General features: G+C 47.1%; 10 protein-coding genes. 6 read left to right on the forward strand and 4 right to left on the reverse strand.

What is annotated here, in order from left to right; genetic code table 11:
• Positions 1-12: 12 nt before the first annotated feature.
• Positions 13-759: a hypothetical protein gene (locus WBG78_RS10300; RefSeq protein ID WP_337326338.1), complete on the reverse strand. Its 747-nt coding sequence runs from the start codon at positions 757-759 to the stop codon at positions 13-15.
• A gap of 208 nt (positions 760-967) precedes the next feature.
• Between WBG78_RS10300 and WBG78_RS10305 the strand changes: the two genes are divergently transcribed.
• The 4 genes from WBG78_RS10305 (at position 968) to WBG78_RS10320 (ending at position 9,494) form a co-directional block, all read left to right on the forward strand.
• Positions 968-2,272, forward strand: coding sequence for an NAD(P)/FAD-dependent oxidoreductase (locus WBG78_RS10305; protein ID WP_337326339.1), 1,305 nt, complete (start codon positions 968-970; stop codon positions 2,270-2,272).
• Complete coding sequence (locus WBG78_RS10310; RefSeq protein ID WP_337326340.1) at positions 2,273-4,231, forward strand: KUP/HAK/KT family potassium transporter; 1,959 nt, start codon at positions 2,273-2,275, stop codon at positions 4,229-4,231.
• A gap of 399 nt (positions 4,232-4,630) precedes the next feature.
• Positions 4,631-7,858, forward strand: coding sequence for a SusC/RagA family TonB-linked outer membrane protein (locus WBG78_RS10315; RefSeq protein WP_337326341.1), 3,228 nt, complete (start codon positions 4,631-4,633; stop codon positions 7,856-7,858).
• A 16-nt stretch (positions 7,859-7,874) separates the two neighbouring features.
• Positions 7,875-9,494: a SusD/RagB family nutrient-binding outer membrane lipoprotein gene (locus WBG78_RS10320; RefSeq protein ID WP_337326342.1), complete on the forward strand. Its 1,620-nt coding sequence runs from the start codon at positions 7,875-7,877 to the stop codon at positions 9,492-9,494.
• Between the two features lie 66 nt (positions 9,495-9,560).
• Here the strand turns inward: WBG78_RS10320 and WBG78_RS10325 are convergent, their stop codons facing one another.
• Positions 9,561-12,869 carry a VCBS repeat-containing protein gene (locus WBG78_RS10325; protein WP_337326343.1) on the reverse strand — a complete coding sequence of 1,103 codons (3,309 nt, stop codon included), beginning with the start codon at positions 12,867-12,869 and terminating at the stop codon, positions 9,561-9,563.
• A gap of 31 nt (positions 12,870-12,900) precedes the next feature.
• The gene (locus WBG78_RS10330) at positions 12,901-14,448 is read right to left on the reverse strand and encodes an outer membrane protein assembly factor BamB family protein (RefSeq protein WP_337326344.1); all 1,548 of its coding nucleotides are present in this window, start codon (positions 14,446-14,448) and stop codon (positions 12,901-12,903) included.
• 256 nt (positions 14,449-14,704) lie between these two features.
• Between WBG78_RS10330 and WBG78_RS10335 the strand changes: the two genes are divergently transcribed.
• Both WBG78_RS10335 and WBG78_RS10340 read left to right on the forward strand, forming a co-directional pair.
• Positions 14,705-18,001, forward strand: coding sequence for a VCBS repeat-containing protein (locus WBG78_RS10335; RefSeq protein ID WP_337326345.1), 3,297 nt, complete (start codon positions 14,705-14,707; stop codon positions 17,999-18,001).
• Positions 17,998-19,389 (forward strand): vanadium-dependent haloperoxidase, encoded by a 1,392-nt coding sequence (locus WBG78_RS10340; RefSeq protein ID WP_337326346.1) that lies wholly within the window; start codon positions 17,998-18,000, stop codon positions 19,387-19,389. The genes WBG78_RS10335 and WBG78_RS10340 overlap by 4 nt, the downstream gene beginning before the upstream one ends.
• On the opposite strand, the gene WBG78_RS10345 is transcribed toward WBG78_RS10340, so the two are convergent.
• Complete coding sequence (locus tag WBG78_RS10345) at positions 19,386-19,829, reverse strand: GNAT family N-acetyltransferase (RefSeq protein ID WP_337326347.1); 444 nt, start codon at positions 19,827-19,829, stop codon at positions 19,386-19,388. The genes WBG78_RS10340 and WBG78_RS10345 overlap by 4 nt on opposite strands.
• Positions 19,830-19,846: the final 17 nt, after the last annotated feature.

Consider the following 19,846-nt stretch of genomic DNA (forward strand, 5'->3'; position numbering starts at 1 on the left):
ATGGAAACAGAATCAGAGTTTCTTTTCCAATGCAGTGATCTTATCCTGAGCTTCGGTCTTTCCAAGTGACAGAGCCTTCTTATACAGCTCTACGGCTTCACGAAGAGTTTCCTTCTTCTTCCGAGGAGCGAGCTTAGTCCGGGCTGCAGCTTCTTCAACGGCCTCACCACGCGCATAATATGCATCAGCCTCCGTCATCTTGCTCTGGATCATGAGCTCCTGAACACGGGCTTCGATGAGGGCAAGCTCCTGAGTCTTTGTTTCGATCTGTGTAGATTTATCAGCAAGTTCTGCTTCCTGCATGCCTACCGTTGTAACGAGGTTAGCATTCTCATTGCGATATTTTTCGACTTGCTCCTGAAGACCGGCGATCTCAACTGTCTTTGCTTCAAGATCAGACTTCAATCGGCGAATGGTCTTAGAGAATGCGTCAGAATTAGACTTCGACACCTTAAGCGATTTCTCGAGGTCCTCGATTTTCTTACGGGTCTCCTTTACGTAACCATTTATATCCTTCATTCGTGAAGAATAATCAGTATAGGTGGTTCCTTCCTTCATATTCACACGCAGCAACTGACGGCTGGCGTCGATAGAATCCATCATCGAACCAACTTCTGTCAACGTTTGCGCCATAGCCTGGCTCGTTTCCAGTTCTACCTTGAGTGAATCGATCTGGCCTTGTAGCATTTCGCGCTCTTTTGTACCACAGCCGACAATTAACATTGAGACTGGAAGAGCAAATGCAAGCTTTCTAAACATAATAACTTGATTTAGGGGTTATTAGCGACAAAAATACGGTTCATTTTGTTGCCGCGAGTTGTGATGGACTAAATTATTTTAAGGATTAGCTGAGTGTAAAGAAATAGCCACAATGAAGTCATTGCCCTAACAATAATTGCATTTCGTTTTGGCATTTTTCAAACCGGCTTAACTTTGCCCTGTTATTGTCAGTTCCCAGTAATTCTACATGCCCAAACTAATACCCACGCGTACGCGTATTGCAGACCTGGGCAAACCAAGAGTAGTCATCATAGGCGGTGGCTTTGGGGGGTTGGAGGTCGCTAAAGGATTGCGGAAAGCAAAGGTGCAGACAGTATTGTTTGATAAATTCAACCATCACTGCTTTCAACCGCTGCTCTACCAGGTGGCTACGTCTGCACTGGAAACCAGTTCTATCGTCTTTCCATTCAGAAGGAACTTCAAGCGTTTCAAAGATTTTTACTTTCGACTGGGCGAAGTCACTCACATCAACCCCGAAGAGAATTGTATTGAGACGTCTATCGGTAGCGTTAAGTATGATTACCTGGTAATCGCCAATGGAGCGGGTACAAATTTCTACGGAATGAAAGACGTAGAGGATAATGCCTTTTCGATGAAGACCATCACCGACTCCATTAAGCTCCGTAACAGTATCATCAGGAATTTTGAGAATGCTCTGCTGGTCGACGACCCTGTTGTGATGAATAGTCTCATTGATTTTGTGATTGTAGGCGGCGGCCCCACAGGTGTAGAACTTGCAGGAGCAGTTGCAGAGCTGAAGCTCCACGTCTTCCCGAACGATTACAAAGAGCTTGATATTAAGGATATGGATATCCATCTTATCGAAGCCAGTGGAAGGTTGCTCAATGGAATGTCAGACGCGGCATCAAACAAAGCCAAAGAATATCTGGAAAAACTGGGCGTAAATGTACATCTGAATCAGGCTGTAAAGTCGTATGATGGTACAACGATCACGCTAAGCAATGGTGAGACGCTTAACTCACGTATGATGATCTGGGCGGCTGGTGTTACTGGTCAACCGATAACAGGAATTCCTGCAGAAGCTTTTGGGCGAGGACGACGTATCAAAGTTGATGCGCATAACCGCGTTCAGGGCTACGATAATATTTTTGCTATAGGTGATGCCTGCATTATGGAAGCAGACCCTGAATTTCAAAACGGACATCCTCAAATGGCACAGCCCGCGATACAACAGGGAAAACTTGTGGCCGGGAATATCAAAAGGTTGCTGAGTAGTCAGCCGCTGCAACCTTTCTCCTACTTCGATAAAGGATCAATGGCAACTATTGGTCGAAACAAAGCAGTAGCAGATCTCAACAAAGTAAAAATACAAGGTTTTACTGCATGGCTCATCTGGATGTTTATTCATCTTGTTTCGCTCATTGGATTTAAAAACAAATTCTTTGTGCTGCTGTCATGGATCTTCTCCTATTTCTCTTACGATAAGTCTAACCGATTGATTATCGCTCGTCCAAAAGACGGTGTTCACTAAATGGCCTCATCTTCAGACAAACATCTCAATCCCCTTTCCGCCGCCGGCGTTCTTATTTCACTGGGGATTATTTACGGTGACATTGGAACATCGCCGATTTATACTTTCCGATTCATTGTCGGAAATCACATCATTACCGAGGACCTGATTTACGGAGGACTCTCGTGCGTAATCTGGACGCTGACTTTAATCACCACCATCAAATACGTTTACCTCGCTCTCAATGCAGACAACAAAGGTGAAGGTGGGATATTTGCCCTTTATGCTCTCGTACGACGTTACAAGGCAGGCTGGGTAATCTTTCCGGCAATTATTGGATGCGCCACACTGATCTCTGACGGTTTCATAACACCTGCAATCAGCGTTACCTCAGCCATTGAAGGTTTAAGAGCATTAAATCCCGAGATCTCGACAATAACAATTATATCCATCGTCATTGTCATTCTTGTCGGACTCTTCGTATTCCAGCAGTTCGGAAGTGGTGTTGTAGGCCGGACGTTTGGCCCGGTTATGCTCGTTTGGTTTGCTTTCATTGCCGTGATTGGAGCTCATCACCTTGTGCAGCGTCCCGAGGTACTGAAGGCATTTAACCCGATGTATGCTTATGACCTCCTCGTTAAGTATCCTGGCGGGTTTTGGTTACTGGGAGCAATCTTTCTCTGTACTACAGGGGCAGAGGCTCTCTATTCTGATCTTGGCCACTGCGGAAAACAAAATATCCGGGTTGGATGGGTCTTCGTAAAAGTGGCATTGATCCTGAGCTATCTGGGACAGGGTGCGTGGCTATTGCAGCATCAGGGTTCACGGTTGGGGGGCATCATTCCATTTTATGAGATCATGCCACAGGGCATTCTCATCTTCGGTATCATTCTGGCAACCTTTGCAACCATCATTGCCAGCCAGGCATTGATATCAGGCACATTTACACTTGTGAACGAGGCCATGAAACTGAAGCTATGGCCGGCCGTTCGCGTGCGATATCCGAGCCAGTTAAAGGGACAGATTTACATCCCTGCCATCAACTGGATCCTTATGGCTGGCTGCATTCTCGTGGTGCTGATTTTCAAAGAATCCACACGAATGGAAGGGGCTTATGGACTCGCCATCACATTTGATATGCTGATGACTACGTCCCTGTTGACGTTCTATTTCGCCAAGTCGAGAAACTCGACTTTCCGGGCGATACTCATTGCCGTTGTATTTGTTGCCATTGAAGGGTCGTTCCTCTTCTCAAACCTCAGTAAGTTCAGCCATGGTGGCTGGTTCACTTTCACGATTGCTTCCTGTTTCTTCCTGATGATGTATGTGCTGCTACGGGCACGCAGGCTGCGGGAGATTCACACCGAGTTCGTGGATTTGAAACACTACACTGGGATGATTCAGGATCTGCAGGCTGATCGTAGCGTTCCCAAGGATGCAACCAACCTGGTGTACCTGGCCGTGGCCGACAGCAAGCGTTATATTGACTCAAACATCATCTATTCCATCTTCAAGAAGCGTCCAAAGCGGGCCGATGTTTACTGGTTTCTCCATGTTGACACTGTGGATGCCCCTTACACCAGCAAATACCTGGTTGACACCATCATTCCAAAGAAATGCTTCTTTGTTCGGCTAAGGCTCGGATTCAAGACCGACCACCGGGTCAATCTGTTGTTTAACAAGATCATCCATGAGATGGCTGACTCGGGCGAGATCGATCTCGTGAGTCCCTACCCTTCGCTGCACAAGTACAGCATGATGAGCGATTTCAAGTTCGTGATCATACACTCGTGGGCGTCTTCCGACAGCGAAATATCTTCTTTTGACCGTTTCATTAACCAGGGATACCGCCTTTTAAAGGACCACAGCCTGTCTACGGAAGAGTTGTATGGTATTGAGGCCGCGAACCTGGAAGTTGAAAAAGTCCCGATTCAGGTAGGTCCTATGGCCAAGGTCAAAATCAAGCGGGAACGCGACTAGCTCACACCCTGCGCAATCGACTGATTTTGTTGCACAAACGGTTGCGTGTGTGCGCCAAAACACACACGGGCACACGGTTTTGCGTGTTAGACCGCATTTTTTACAACGTTCCTGCAAACGGTAGAAAAAACAAGGGTCAGTTTGACATTTTTAATTTGGAATCTCCTAGTTTTACAGGCAGAGCCCTAGGAACTATGACCAGTATTGGCATGATCGTTCCCGAACCGTGCGCCGGCCAGATCGGCGGAAAGATTTCAAACTGTATGTATTCACTATTAACCCATTGCGAATGGTCGTAGAACTCTACTAACCCACTCATTTTTTCCTATTGGTTGCAAGGCAGCCAGAGGTTCCGTGTCTACGGAAGACTTTCAAATTTTATCAAACCCAAAATTATCTATGAAGCAACAATACCAGGTATTGTCGGTCATGATGCTGCTTGTGCTAGCAAGTTTGACAGCTCTAGCGCAGCGCACAGTGACAGGTACAATCGTTGACTCACAGGGCACGTCAATGCCAGGAGTTAACGTGATCGTAAAAGGTACATCGGCGGGTACCACATCGGACGCCGACGGACGGTACTCAATAGCAGTTAATGATGATGCGGCCATCCTCGTTTTCTCGTTTATTGGATACACTAGCCAAGAAGTTGCCGCTGGCAGCCGTACATCAGTAGACGTAACTCTTGGAGAAGATGTTACACAATTGAATGAAGTGGTTGTTACTGCCCTTGGTATCGAAAGAAGCACTAAGGCCCTGCAATCATCAGTAACGCAGGTAAGTGGTGACAACTTCACACAAGCTCGTGAAAACAGCACGGCGAACGCCCTCGCAGGTCGCGTTGCCGGTGTGAACGTTACTAAAATCTCCTCTGGCCCAGCCGGTTCTTCACGTGTCGTAATTCGCGGTGCGAAGACACTGGGATCCAACCTGAACCAGCCTCTTTATGTTGTAGATGGTGTTCCAATGACGAACAACAACTACGGACAATCAGGTGTTTGGGGTGGTGCTGACCAAGGTGATGGTATGAGCAGTATTAACCCTGACGATATCGCATCAATGACTGTACTGAAAGGCGCAAGTGCTGCCGCTCTTTACGGTTCACGCGCTGCGAACGGTGTGATCCTCATCACAACTAAAAAAGGTACTAACCGCAAAGGCATAGGCATCGAGTTCAACTCGAACTACGTGTTTGAAACAGTTAACAACCTTACTGACTATCAGCACGAATTTGGTAGCGGTGGTATGACTGGTGCTTCCCTTGAAACACAGGTTGCTACAAAGGCGACAACTATGACTCAGGCATTCAGCGGATGGGGTGCTCAGCAATGGGGACCGCGTTTGGATGGCAGCTCTGTTTTGCAATTTGACGGTGTAACCAGAGAGTATTCTTACAAGGGAGACAACTGGAAGCGTTACTTCAGAACAGGTTCAGCATGGACTAACTCACTTGCTTTCACAGGTGGAAATGAGACGCAAAACTTCCGTGTCAGCATTGCAGACCTTAGAAGTGAAGCTGTAATTCCTAACTCTGGCTTCGACCGTTTCAACGCGTCGTTGTCTACGAACTCGAAGTTTGGCAAGCGCATTACTTTCTCTTCAGCAATCCTGTACTCAAACGAGAAGGCTAAGAACAGACCGAACGTTTCTGACTCGCCAGGTAACGGAGTATTGAGTGTGCACTACACTCCTGCTGACGTTGATATCCGGGACTATATTGGAGATCCTAACAAGCCAGGAGCCGTTCCTTCAGCTGAACAGCAGGCTGCGCAAGGCCTCGTTATCCAGGATAATAAGCCTCCAGGCGAAGAATTTCAGCGCTCAACCAACCTTTGGGGACAAAACCCATATTGGACTGCGTACCAGTTTCAAAACACTGACTCTCGCGATCGTGTAATCGCTAACGGAACCCTTCGCTTCGATATCACTGACTTCCTCTATATCCAGAGCAAGGCAGGTATGGACTGGTCTGTGCAGCGCCTCACACGCCTTACCCCTCAGGGAACTGGCTATCAGCGCGATGGTAACATGCAGGAATGGGAAACCAGCAACCGCGAATTTAACATAGACTACATGCTCGGATTCGATAAGGAGTTCGGCAAGTTTAATGTTAACGCATTCTTTGGTGGAAACCGTATGCGTTCTAACTGGGAGCAAATCCAGGCAAATGGTAACGGATTTGTAACTCCATATTTCGCTGCTATTAACAATGCCCGCGACAGGAATTATTCTTACGGATTTTCTGAAACAGGTATCAACTCACTCTTCGCGTCTGCCGAAGTTGCTTACAACAACTACCTGTACCTGACTGCAACCTGGAGAAGAGACTGGTTCTCGGTACTTAATCCATCTAAAAACAGTATTGACTACCCTTCTATCGGAGCATCTTTTGTATTCTCAGATGCCTTCTCTGGATTGCCAAGCTGGCTTAGCTATGGAAAAGTTCGTGCATCATGGGCGCAGGTGGGTAACGCAAACTCTGTAGGTGCGTATCAGACATTGCTCACTTATTCAGTTGATCAATTGCACTTAGGAAGGCCTCTTGGTGGTTATGCGGGTGGTAAAGGTAACAGTGCCAACCTCCCTAACCCCAACCTCGTTCCTTTCACATCTACTGAAACTGAAGTCGGCTTCGACGTTAGATTCTTCGATAACAGATTCGGCGTTGACTTTGCTTACTACAGCCAGAAGACCACTGATGATATCCTGAACGCAGGTATCTCCAGAACTTCCGGTTTTGGAACAACGTCTGTAAACCTTGGTGAAATCACCAACAAGGGTATCGAACTCTTGTTGACGGGTACTCCAGTAAGAGGTCCTCTGACCTGGAATATTTCGTTGAACTTTGCAAAGAACAACAACAAGGTTGAGTCTTTGATTGAAGGTCAGACACAATTGTTTGTTGAAGAGCCACGCACTCGTGTTGCCGCTGTTTATCACGTAGTTGGACAACCTTATGGCATGATCCTCGGATATCGCCAGAAAAAATCCCCTGATGGACAACTAGTTTATGACGATCATGGCACTCCACTTACAGACGGAACATTCCAAACACTTGGTAACGGTGTTCCTAACTTCACTGGTGGTTTGAACAACGAGTTGATCTACAAGAATTTCAACCTGAGCTTCCTCATTGACTTCAAAGCAGGTGGTGACATCTATTCAGGTACTGAAGTACGGATGACGCAAGCTGGTTTCACTAAGCAAACATTAGCTGGCCGCGAAGGCGAAGCTCCGCTTACTGTTTCTGGTGTAACCGAAGTTAAGAATGGCGCTGGCGAAGTAACAGGCTACGAGAATTTTTCGAAGACTCTTACTCCTGGTGAAGCAGCTAACTACTGGAACCAACTTGGAAACAATGCTCAGGAGAACTTCATGTATGATGCTTCATTCATCAAGCTGAGACAAGTTACTTTTGGATACAGCATTCCAAGGTCATTGTTGACGAAGACTCCGTTCCAAACACTGTCGCTCTCATTCGTGGGAAGAAACCTGGCGATTCTGTTTAAGAATACTGAAAACATCGATCCTGAATCTTCATATACAAGCAGCAATGCGCAGGGTCTTGATTACTTCGGTATGCCTCCTACACGCAGCTATGGTTTCAATCTGAGGGCAACCTTTTAATTAAACGAGCAAAGACATGAGACATTTAAATAAGTTTATACTCTCCGCTCTACTGACGACGGGTCTTGTAACAGGGTGTGATACCGATTCATTACATGAATTGAATATTAACCCTCAGACATCGGAGGAGCTCAACCTGAACTTCATTTTCACGTCCGTACAATTGGGCGCTGCATCCGGAGGTTCGGCTGGTGACAACCGATACATTGACTGGCGTACGAATATTGGTATGTGCGGTTATGCAATCCAACACCTCGCAAACGCGGGTGGTGGTATCGCTCCCGGTGACAAATACACCGAGAACTTTGAAACATCTAATGCTCCGTTTGAATTTCTGTACGGTGACGGTTTGAAAAACGTCGCTGAAATCCTGAAACAAACAGGAGAAGGTGGATATGACGAAGGTAATAAGAACAACCTGACACAGGCTACACGCATTATGCGCGCATTCCTGTTCCAGCGTTTGACTGATTACTATGGAAGTCTTCCATACACTGATGCATTGAAAGCAAGAGCAGAGACACCGATCTATACTCCTGCTTATGACAAGCAAAAGGCTATCTACACAGACTTGTTGAAAGAGCTCGATGAAGCTTCTGCAGCTATGTCTACAACTGAGCTGGATCAGGGCTTTGGTGCTGCTGACCTTTTCTATGAAGGCGACGTCGCTAAGTGGAAAAAGTTCGCTCACTCTCTGATGCTTCGTATGGCAATGCGTGTGTCGAACGTAGACCAGGCTCTTGCCAACACCTATATTGCCAAGGCAGTAGCAGGTGGTGTGTTCACGAGCAACCTGGACAACGTTTATGTACCGATGGCACTCACTCCAAGTGAATGGACAAACCAGAACGGTATCTCACGCGCATTCTATCCTGGTGACGGTGGTCAGCCTGCATTCCTCAGCAAGACTCTTGTAGACTGGCTGAAAGGCACTAATCTTTCCAGCACTGCAGATGACGATCCACGACTGATGATCATCAGCGGTGGTATTGCCGACTGGACGCCAACTGATTTTGATGTAATCAATGACAATCCGCTTGAGCAAAAGGGTATGCCTAATGGGTATGACGCTTCTGGTCTTGACGTGTTGGAAGGACATGAAGTCGATCAGGATGAAACGTACTCGAAGATCAACTTCAAGTTCATGCAGGATGATGAAGCATACCAACTTTTCAACTATGGAGAAGTGGAACTGATGCTTGCCGAAGCTGCTGAACGCGGCCTGGGTGGTCTTTCTGCTGGCGACGCAGCTGCACACTACAATGCTGGTGTAAAAGCTTCTATGCAGATGTACCTGAAGTATGATCCATCTTTGATTGTAACTGATGCACAAGTAACGGCGTACTTAACAACGTATCCTTATGCCGGTACACCGAATCAGAAACTGGAGATGATTGGTGAGCAATATTGGGTGAACCACTTCCTCAACTGGTGGGAAGCATGGTCCAACTACAGAAGAACAGGTTTCCCTGCTCTTACTCCTACCAACTATCCTGGTAACCTCACTCAAGGTAAAATCCCTACTCGTCTGAAGTATCCAGCTTATGAAGCTACGGGCAATCCGAATTACTCTGCGGGTGCTACACAACCTAACGATTACGTTACGAAAGTGTGGTGGGCAGGTGGTCCTGAATAGTAGGACGTCCTAAAGACAAACAACGAAAAGGCTACCAGAAATGGTAGCCTTTTTTATTTGTCATACTTAGCGCTTATACTCGAACACAGCCATGTTGGCATTGTTCCTCGCAACAAGCATCCTTTTAACTCCATTTGAATTAATCACGCAGGCATCACGAACTTCACCGCTGATCCAGGGACCCCCGGCTATCACGTAGTTACCTTTTCCATCACCCTTTAGAAACACCCCCCTGCTTGCATCCTGTCGCCCAACCTGAGGCTTTAATGCATAGAAATTTCCGCCCAGCCAGATGTCAGCATTCTTGTCATTGTCGAGATCTTCCGCGACAATGGCAAATACCGGAGACAACTGGGCCTCTATTGGTAGTGGCTCCAGGGTGAAATTCCCGTCACCACTATTTTTCAGTATTGAAGTTTGAAGAGTAGTGACGCGATAATTCAACGATTGCGAACGTAGGTCTGCCGGAAACAACGTCGAATAAGTCTTGGGGGCATAGTCATTATACTTAAGTATTGACTTTCTCAATCCCGGAAGCTGTGCTACCAGTTCAGATTTTGTGGCAAACGGATAGGCTACTGTGTCGCGTGGCGCGAACCATTCCATGATGAATTCGCTCTTTCCGTTGCCGTCGTAATCATTCACATGCATCGACATTGGACGGGAAGCACTCGCCTGAAACTTTGAATTCATACCCCAGTTGCCAACTATGAAGTCCATGTCACCATCGCTGTCAACATCTGTTGGTTCGATTCGTGTCCACCAACCTTCGCTATTGGCAATTGTCTGCCTGCCTTCGATCACGCCACGGTCGTTTCGAAATATGGTTATGGACATCCAGTCGCCTATCACTACGAGGTCCTTGTCGCCGTCTTTGTCGACGTCGGCCCAGGAGGCATCTGTAACCATTCCTGCATTACCGAGCTCGGGCGGAGCAACGTTCATCCACTGCCCTTTATCGTTAATTAACAAATAGCTTTGACCGGGTAATCCGTAGTTGCCCGGTACCGCCCGTGCACCTACAAAAACATCAACATCTCCATCGTCGTCATAGTCACAGACTTTGAGGGTCCCAAAATTCCCAATGATCGGTGGCACTTTCTGATCCCTTGTAAAGTTTCCCTTTCCGTCGTTGTGATAGATCCGAAGTAGAAACTCCTGCCGGGGCATCTCTATCTCATTGCCGCCGGAGCCAATGATGACGTCTAAATCTCCATCACCGTCGACATCCGCCAACGCACCGCAGGTGCTTTCGGCAACTTTGTTTTTGCCGAATGCGTCAGAAATCCTCTGTACAAAATTTCCCGACGCATTCTGTACAAAGAGTTTATCAGAGTCGCCCGATGCACCCAACAGGATAAAGTCTTCTCTGCCATCCTTATTAACGTCGCCTTTTAGAATTCGTGGTCCCTCCGTGGACAACATGCGATGCAATAAAATTTCCTGATTAAAGTCGTTCCTGGAATTCTCGTGATGAAAAGCTGCACCGATAACCTCACGCGATACGTCCTTGAAGTCCGGTTGTTTGGTCGCCGGTTTCTTAAAGACTTGAGTTGCTTTTTTTTCCTCAAACGTGACAATGCTATTTGACGGTACATTTGTCAATACCTGTACCTTTCCGTTCGGCCAAACAACTTTTAAGCTATCCACTTGCCTGGCCGGCCCAACACCGATGAGGATGTTTGGTTCAATGCTGCTTTGGAAACCTCGCGTGTTGAAATTCTGAGTAACCACCTTTCTATTTCCAATGGAAGCCGTAACACTAGCTCCAATACCCATACCGTTGGGAGCAGTCCCCTTGAAGCGAACTTTCAGATAACCATTTTTACCGGACTGATTACTCTCATTTCGATAGATAAAGCAAGGTTGATTTACATTGTTAACAATCAGATCAAGGTCTCCGTCGTTATCCAGATCACCGTAAGCAGATCCGTTGCTTGTCGATGGCGTTGCCAGTCCAAGCGCAGGTGCCTTGTCTACAAATTTCAGTTTTCCGTTGGCCACAAAGGCGTAGTTAGGAATGCGCTCCGCCGGCATGTATGAAATCATCGCGCGATCACCATACTCACCGCGCTGCGCAACGATTTGTGCTTTGCTTTCACTGTCAGCAATGAATTCCCTGAAGTCCATCGACATGATGTCTTTGTTAATCCCATTGCTTACAAAAATGTCGCGCTGACCGTCGTTGTCGAAGTCGAAGATCAGAGCGCCCCAACTCCAGTCCGTTGCTGCAACCCCGGACAAAAAAGCAATCTCCTGAAATTGTCCATTGCCATTGTTGAGGTGCAGGCAGTTTTGAACCATCTGGTAGTGGAAGTTTGCGCGATACTTCGCGTCTTCGAGATGATAAGGATCAAAAGCAATTGTTGTTTTTATGCGATGATTATCAGAGGGCAGCATATCGGTCGTAAATATCTCCGGACTACCATCTCCATTCAGATCTGCAATATCGGCTCCCATGCTCGACAGCGAGCTGTAGTTAATCCGTTCTATGAGGTCTTCCTTATATTTCCCATTTCCCTGATTGATGTATAGATAATCCCGCTCCCAAAAATCGTTGCTGATGTACAGATCGGGGAGGTTGTCTGCGTTGAGATCGCTGACCGCTATTCCCAATCCAAAGCCTGTCACGCTGCTGTAGATGCCTGCGTCCAATGTTACATCTGTAAAAACTCCACCATCATTACGCATGAGTTTGTCGCCAAGCGGTGACGGCACTTCACGCATTTTTTTATAGAGCTCAATCTTGCCAGGATCTTTAAAGCTATTGTTCAGAATGTAACAATCAAGATCGCCATCAGCGTCATAATCAAAGAATGCTGCGTGTGTGGAGTATCCCTCGTTGGCCAGATTAAGTTCCTTTGCGCGCTCGGTAAATGTCAGGTCTCCGTTGTTTATAAAAAGTTCGTTTTCCCGTTCCCCGCCATCCACATCTCCCGAATTGCAGACGTAAATATCCAGCCATCCGTCGTTGTTGATGTCGACCATTGTAACTCCGGTGCTCCAGGTCATGCTGCCTCCGACGCCGGCCTTGGAAGTGATGTCTTCAAATTCAAAGTTGCCTTTGTTCAGGTACAGTTTGTTGGCGTGTTGATTAGAAGTAAAGTACAGATCCGGAAGCGAGTCGTTGTTTATGTCTCCGATTGCTACTCCTCCGCCATTATAAAAATTCCGATAAGACAGAATGTTGAACCCATCCTTGTCTTCAACGCTATTTATAAATCCTACATGCGTGGCACTAGAATCCAGCAGGGTAAACAGCGGCGCTCCGGCCCTGACCTGATCCTGTTGATCTTGTTTTTTATCGCAGGATGGTAATGCGATCACTATCCAGAATGCCAGGCTCCAATGGCCTATGATGGTTCTCCTATTCATTGATGTCGCTTTTTTGGCTGAAGACATCGCGCTATTCGCCTTCCATGTCTTGTTCGAAACAACCATTGTAACTGGAACCCATATAAGCGCCCCACTTAACGGGCTTTCGTATCTTCACGGGCGTATCTATTCGTTTGATGTTCATGCCGAGAAAATTCAGCAAATCGCCCGCGTGAAAGTATTGACAGTGTACTACGTCAAGGTATCCGTCATCGTCCAAATCTCCAATCCACGGCGTAGAGAACACATTGCGCATCCTCTTTGCCTGATCAATCGCTATAACGGAGTGCTTTTTAAAATCAATAGCGATGAGTCTGTTCTCAATTACTGTCGGCGATTTTCCCACGAATCCCACGGAGCAGTCAAATTCATTCACACTGATGATCACTTCGTCAGTACCATCATTATCGAGGTCGTAAACTACCGGCGACGAATAGCCGGTGCATCCTATCGAATCTGTATATTGAATAGAACCACTCTTGCCATCCAGCATCACTTGCAGAGAGCCCGTACTGTTTGGCCACTGCCCTTTGCTGACAAAGGTAAAGAAGTCAGGCGTCGCATCTCCGTTAAAATATCCAACGGCGAGGCTATTGCTTGATTCAGTTCCCGGCACGCGTTGAGTCCACAGCACGTGGCTATCACGCCCATCCAGAGCAAAGACGGTACTGCCGTGAGAGATCGCGATCAGATCCAATATTCCATCGCCCGTAATATCTGCAGCCGTAGGGGGAGCTATAAAGCCATGGCCATTCTCCTCTGCGATTGCCCTTGCATTATGCAACTGATGCTTAGTCAGGTCCGATAAGTGGGCAATGTACAAATGACCGTTTATCGTTTCACCGCCCGTTCCAAAGACTATCGTTGGATCAGTTTCGCCCTTCTGTTCAAAAGCCAGCGGCGACATGTACGATTCCTTTCCGTCGGGCATTGTGTCAGCGGCTATCACGTTACCTGATTTAGAGTCAAATATCATGAGAACGCCTGGGAATCGTTCACGTTCATCGCCAGGGGCGGCCTTAGCATTTCCACCGTTAACAGTGAGCAGATCCTGTATTCCGTCTCCGTTCTGATCCGGCACCAGTACGCTATTGTTAAAATTAAAACGCGCATACTGCAAAATCGGGTCGGTCTGATGGTCGTACTTATATTCCCAGATTACCGAGCCGTTCTTACCATCGATCGCTTTAAAATGAGGGCCGCGTCCGCCTATAAAAACGTCCGGCACCCCATCTCCGGTAACATCGCAAAAGGTGGCGCTTCCATACACCTGATCAACCGATGCCTGTTGCCATAGAATCTGACCTGTCTTGCCGTCAAGTGCCAAAATACCCTGTTCACTTTTCTGAAACTCATTGCGGCCTGCCCCCATTACAATGTCCAGTACGTCATCACCATTCAGGTTGACGGCCCGTGGCGACGACTGCGATCCAATGGTCGGCAAACCGTTAGTCCATATAACTTTACTTTGTTTCTTACTGGTGCATGCGGTCGTTAAGATGGACAGTAGTGCCAGCACAATGGCGCAACTATTAAGATCCGGAACCCAGCAGGGTACCAGCGCTTTCCGATTCATCATAGGCATTGGAAACAATCCTTGGTTTGAAGTAGTGACGTCGGGTAACAACGTCGGGATTCTGCGCGAAGATAGGTTAAATTCGAAGCAAAACAGCCACTCAGCAATTGTCCTGGACCAGAACCTTCTTTCATAGAAAACTCACCATAAAAATTATCCCCAACGACTGCCTACTTAGGCTATTCTGTTTAAATTGTCTTCAATTTCCCCATCCCAGCCCTATGCTTGGAGACCCAGCTCAGTCATGTTTTTGAGGCGTATGAAGCGTGCTTATTGGATCGTTTTCTCGAATGTGCTATTTGCATTGTTGCCGTTCGGATCGTATGGACAGTCGACTCTCTTTGAAGCTCTCCCGGCCCAGAAGACAGGCGTTCAGTTCAAGAACTTGCTGAACGAAACTCCAAAGTCGAATGTGCTTACCTATGAATACTTCTACAACGGAGGGGGTGCCGCAATTGGCGATTTCAACAACGATGGTCTTGATGATATCTATTTTACAGGGAACATGAAGCCCAATGCCTTGTATGTGAACCAGGGCAATTTCAGATTTAAAGAGGTAGCTGCAGCTGCCGGGGTAGATTGTCCCAAAGGATGGAAGACAGGCGTCGCACTTGCCGATGTCAATGGTGATGGGTTTCTCGACATCTATGTCTGCTATTCCGGCAAAGGAGATCCCGAGCTACGCCGCAACAAACTGTTTCTTAATAATGGCAACCTTACGTTCAGGGAGGCGGCTGCAACTGTCGGGCTGGATGATCCCGGATATTCCACTCACGCGTCGTTCTTTGACTATGATCGCGACGGAGATCTGGACATGTATCTGCTCAATCACAACGTAGTGGTTATCCGTGAATTCGAATATGCCAATGCCAAGAAGGAACGACATCCCTACGCCGGACATAAACTTTACAGGAACGACAATGGCAAGTTTGTCGATGTGAGTGAGGCTGCCGGCATTAAGGGTAACCCGCTTGGCTTCGGGCTAGGCATAACAGCCGCAGATATCAACAAGGACGGGTGGATCGACCTGTATGTTTCGAACGACTATGTTGAGCCCGACTACATGTATATCAACAACGGCGACGGGACCTTTACTGATCGTATGACGGAATACGTACAGCATATCTCCTATTTCTCTATGGGGTGTGACATAAGCGACATCAATAACGATGGCCTGGCAGACATCTTTACCGTCGATATGTTGCCGGAGGACAACCGCCGCCAAAAATTGCTGTATGGTCCTGAGAACTACGAACACTACGCACTGATGGTGATGAACGGGTTCTACTTTCAAAACATGAGGAACATGTTACACCTCAATAATGGCAACGGTACCTATAGTGAAATCGGGCAGTACGCCGGCATTTCCAAGACCGACTGGAGCTGGGCACCCCTTTTTGGCGACTACGACAACGACGGATGGAAAGACCTGTTTATTACCAACGGATATTATCGCGATTACACCAACCGTGATTTTCTGAAATATAAAGGTGACTACTATTTCCAAATGGCCAAAGAGCGACAAAAGGCCGATACTTTTCACCTCGTTACATCAATGACCTCGACGCCGATACATAACTACATGTATCGTAACAACGGCGATTTGACTTTTGCCGACAACAGCACTGAGTGGGGGTTCGCTGAAAAGAATTTCTCCAGTGGTGCAGCATATGGCGACCTCGACAATGATGGAGATCTTGATCTTGTTATCAACCACCAAAACGAAACTGCTTCAGTATTCCGCAATCAACTTCGCGAACGCAATAGCAATGCACACTATCTTCAGATAACGCTTACCGGAAACGGTCAGAACAGCCAGGGAATTGGAACACAGATTACAGCCTGGGTTACGGGAAAGCAGCAATACTTTGAAAAAACTTCATCGCATGGCTTTCAATCCTCTATAGCAGGACGGGTACATATTGGCCTTGGAAACTCGCAGCTGGTAGACTCGCTGATCGTGCGCTGGCCGGACGGGAATATTCAACGTCTCACTAATATAAAAGTGGATCAATTACTTAATATTAAGTACGAAATTGCACCAGGCAAAACAACGCCACCCGCTGCAGCTGTATCCGGCTCAAAACTCTTTACACACGTCGACCCCATTATATCATACGAGCACATCGAAGAAGGGTATAATGATTTCAAGCGACAACCGTTACTGATGAGCATGCTCACAACGTGCGGTCCTGTGCTTGCTGGCGGAGATGTTAACGGTGATAAACGTATCGATGTATTTGTGGGAGGTGCACAGGGGAAGACCGGTGAGATTTTCCTTCAGGGCGAACAAGGCCGATTTACAGCATCTACTTCGAAAGGGATGTTTGATATTATTAATAACGATGCAGATGCAGCCTTTGCTGATATAGACAATGATGGCGATTTGGATCTATATGTAGTAAGCGGAGGATACAACGAGTACGAGGAATCTGATAAAGCATTGCAGGACCGTTTGTATCTGAATGATGGTCGTGGGAATTTCTCTGCCGCTAAAAACTGGCTTCCGTTAATGCAAACGAGCAAATCATGTGTTGCTCCTTTCGATTATGATCACGACGGACAGATAGATCTGTTCGTAGGAGGCCGCGTGGTTCCCGGGAAGTATCCTCAATCCCCAATGAGTTTTCTTCTTCACAATGAGAAGTCCCGTCTTGAAAGCAAACCGAACCTACTTCCGGATATGGGCCTTTTGGGTATGGTTACGGATGCGATATGGTCGGATGTAGATGGCGATTCATGGGAAGATCTGATCGTGATTGGTGAGTTCATGAATATAGAAGTATTGGGCAACAAGGCTGGCAAATCATTTGAGTCAATTACCAGCAAAGTTTTCGACAAACCCCTTCCAGGATTATGGAATACCATCATAGCACAGGACTTCGATAAAGATGGCGACCAGGATTTTATAGTCGGAAACTTTGGATTGAACTCGCAGCTTCGGGCCTCGGAAAAGCAACCTGTTAGTCTTGTATACAAGGACTTCGACAACAATGGATCAATTGATCCGATGTTAACGCATTACATACAGGGTGTTGCTTATCCGTTCGCCAGCCGTGACGAATTGCTTGATCAGTTTTATGGAATGAGACCTAAGTTCACAACGTATAAGTCATACGCCGATGCCCGGCTGGAAGATATTTTCAGTGCTTCGGATCTGAAGAGCGCAAAGGTTCTGAAGACTACTACGCTGGAAAGCATTTATCTCGAAAATAAAGCCGGCAAACTGGTGCCTCACTCGCTTCCGGCGCAAGCTCAGTTCTCGCCACTTTACGCCATTAGCGTCGCCGATGTCGATCACGACGGGAACATGGACTTCATTGCTGCCGGCAACCAAAGCTCCATACGCATTAGAATGGGAGTTATCGATGCCAACTTTGGACAGGTGTTTAAAGGCGATGGCAAAGGCAATTTCCAATACGTGAAACAACCTGAGTCAGGACTTGTGATAACCGGAGATGTTAAGTCAACGAAGATAATCATGGTTGCAGGTCACGAGTATCTCCTCGTTGGCGTTAACAATGTGGGGATCGACTGCTACGAGCTAAACAAATGAAAAAACAGATACTTGCTATTGCCCTGCTTTCAGGAGCGTCTTTTATTGGACCCTCCCATTTCTCTTTGGGCCAATCGTCTACCAAAGATGGCGGCAAGAAAGGATCGACACGTGCTTCTGAAGCTCTTACTGCGCACCAACAGCACCTAAAGTTGCTGAACGACGATGTGTTCAGCCTTTCGGAGGTGATGCTTCACGACGTTGCCAATCCTCCGGCGGCTAGTCGCTTCTATGCGTACTCATTGCTGGGGGCGTATGAAGCAATTTATTATGCAAAGGCCACCGTTCCGGATATCAACATACGTCTTAAGGCGAATCCGATTACCAATACTCCGGTGCCGCCTGCTCAACCTGATCTGTCCTTTTGCGCCAACTATACCATGCTGCAGGTTGGTAAGCAGATAATGCCATCAGGTCCAATGTTGGAAGAGCGTCAGAAAGCATTAACAGAAACGTTTCGAAAGAAATACAAGATGTCAAAAGGCTCGCTTGACGAGCACATTCGATATTGTCAGGAAGTGGCCTCACAGGTTATGCAATACGCGCGCAAAGATGCCTACAGCAAGTTAAGCACCTATAAGCGCTATACGCCATCAAAAGAAGAAGGACATTGGTATCCTACACCGCCGGAGTATATGGCTGCCGTTGAACCACAATGGAAAACGATCAGGCCTTTTTTCCTGGATTCAGCAAGTCAATTCAAGCCGGATCGCCCCGCTGCCTTTAGCAAAGACACAACCAGTTCCTTCTATCGTCAGTTGAAGGAAGTGTATATTACCGGGAAAAATTTAACGACAGAGCAGCGGAATATCGCAAGCTTTTGGGATTGCAACCCGTTCGCCGTGACCTACTCCGGTCATATGGCCTATGGTCTGAAGAAGATATCACCGGGCGGACACTGGATGGCAATTGCAGGGATAGCGTGTTACAAAGCAAATATTTCATTGGACTCTGCTGTGCTTGTCCACGCACTAGTAGCCCTAACGTTGCACGACGCATTTATCTCATGCTGGCAGGAGAAGTATACGAGTGACAGAATCCGCCCTGAAGCAGCGATCAACAAGCTGATGGATCCTTCATGGCGACCACTTCTTCAGACGCCGCCATTTCCTGAATACACCAGCGGCCACAGCGTTGTCTCTTCTGCTGTCTCAGTGGTTCTCACCCATCTGTTCGGAGATAACTTCGCTTATACTGATAATTCCGAATTGTACTTCGGCTTACCGGAACGTGAATTCAAATCCTTCTATCAGGCAGCGGATGAGGCCGCCATCTCGAGATTATACGGTGGAATACATTACCGTGACGCCTGCGAGAATGGTGTTAAACAGGGAAGGAACATTGGCCGATTTGTTCTTTCAAGCATGTTCGTTCAGCAGGGACATTAACCTGCATATTCCCATTCCCAAACTTTTCCATCTTCAGGGTCGACAACAGTTCCTTTCTTGACGAAGTTGTTCTTTCGGAGAATCTTCGTCGAGTGACTTTCCTTTCGAAGTGTACGCGCGGTAACAATGATTGCAGGATCGGTTGTCCTGGCAATATGAACTAACAGTTTGCAGATTTCTGTACCTATACCCCTGTGCTGATACAATGGTAAGGTGCCATAAGCAATTTCCACTCGTCCCTGTAAAGGCCGGCCCTTAAATCCGGCTGACCCAACGATGGCATCGTCGATCATTGCAAAATATCCTACCCAGGGCAGGCTATAGCCTACCCTCGCATAGAACTTAATGGTCATGTCCAATATTTCTGTGCTCTCGAGACGGCTCAGGAAATCTATGTTTTGCTCCAGGGTCGGTTGAATCAAACGAAGTTCAACGTTCATATAATGGCTACAATCAA

The organism is Chryseolinea sp. T2, assembly GCF_037203685.1.
GTDB lineage: Bacteria > Bacteroidota > Bacteroidia > Cytophagales > Cyclobacteriaceae > Chryseolinea.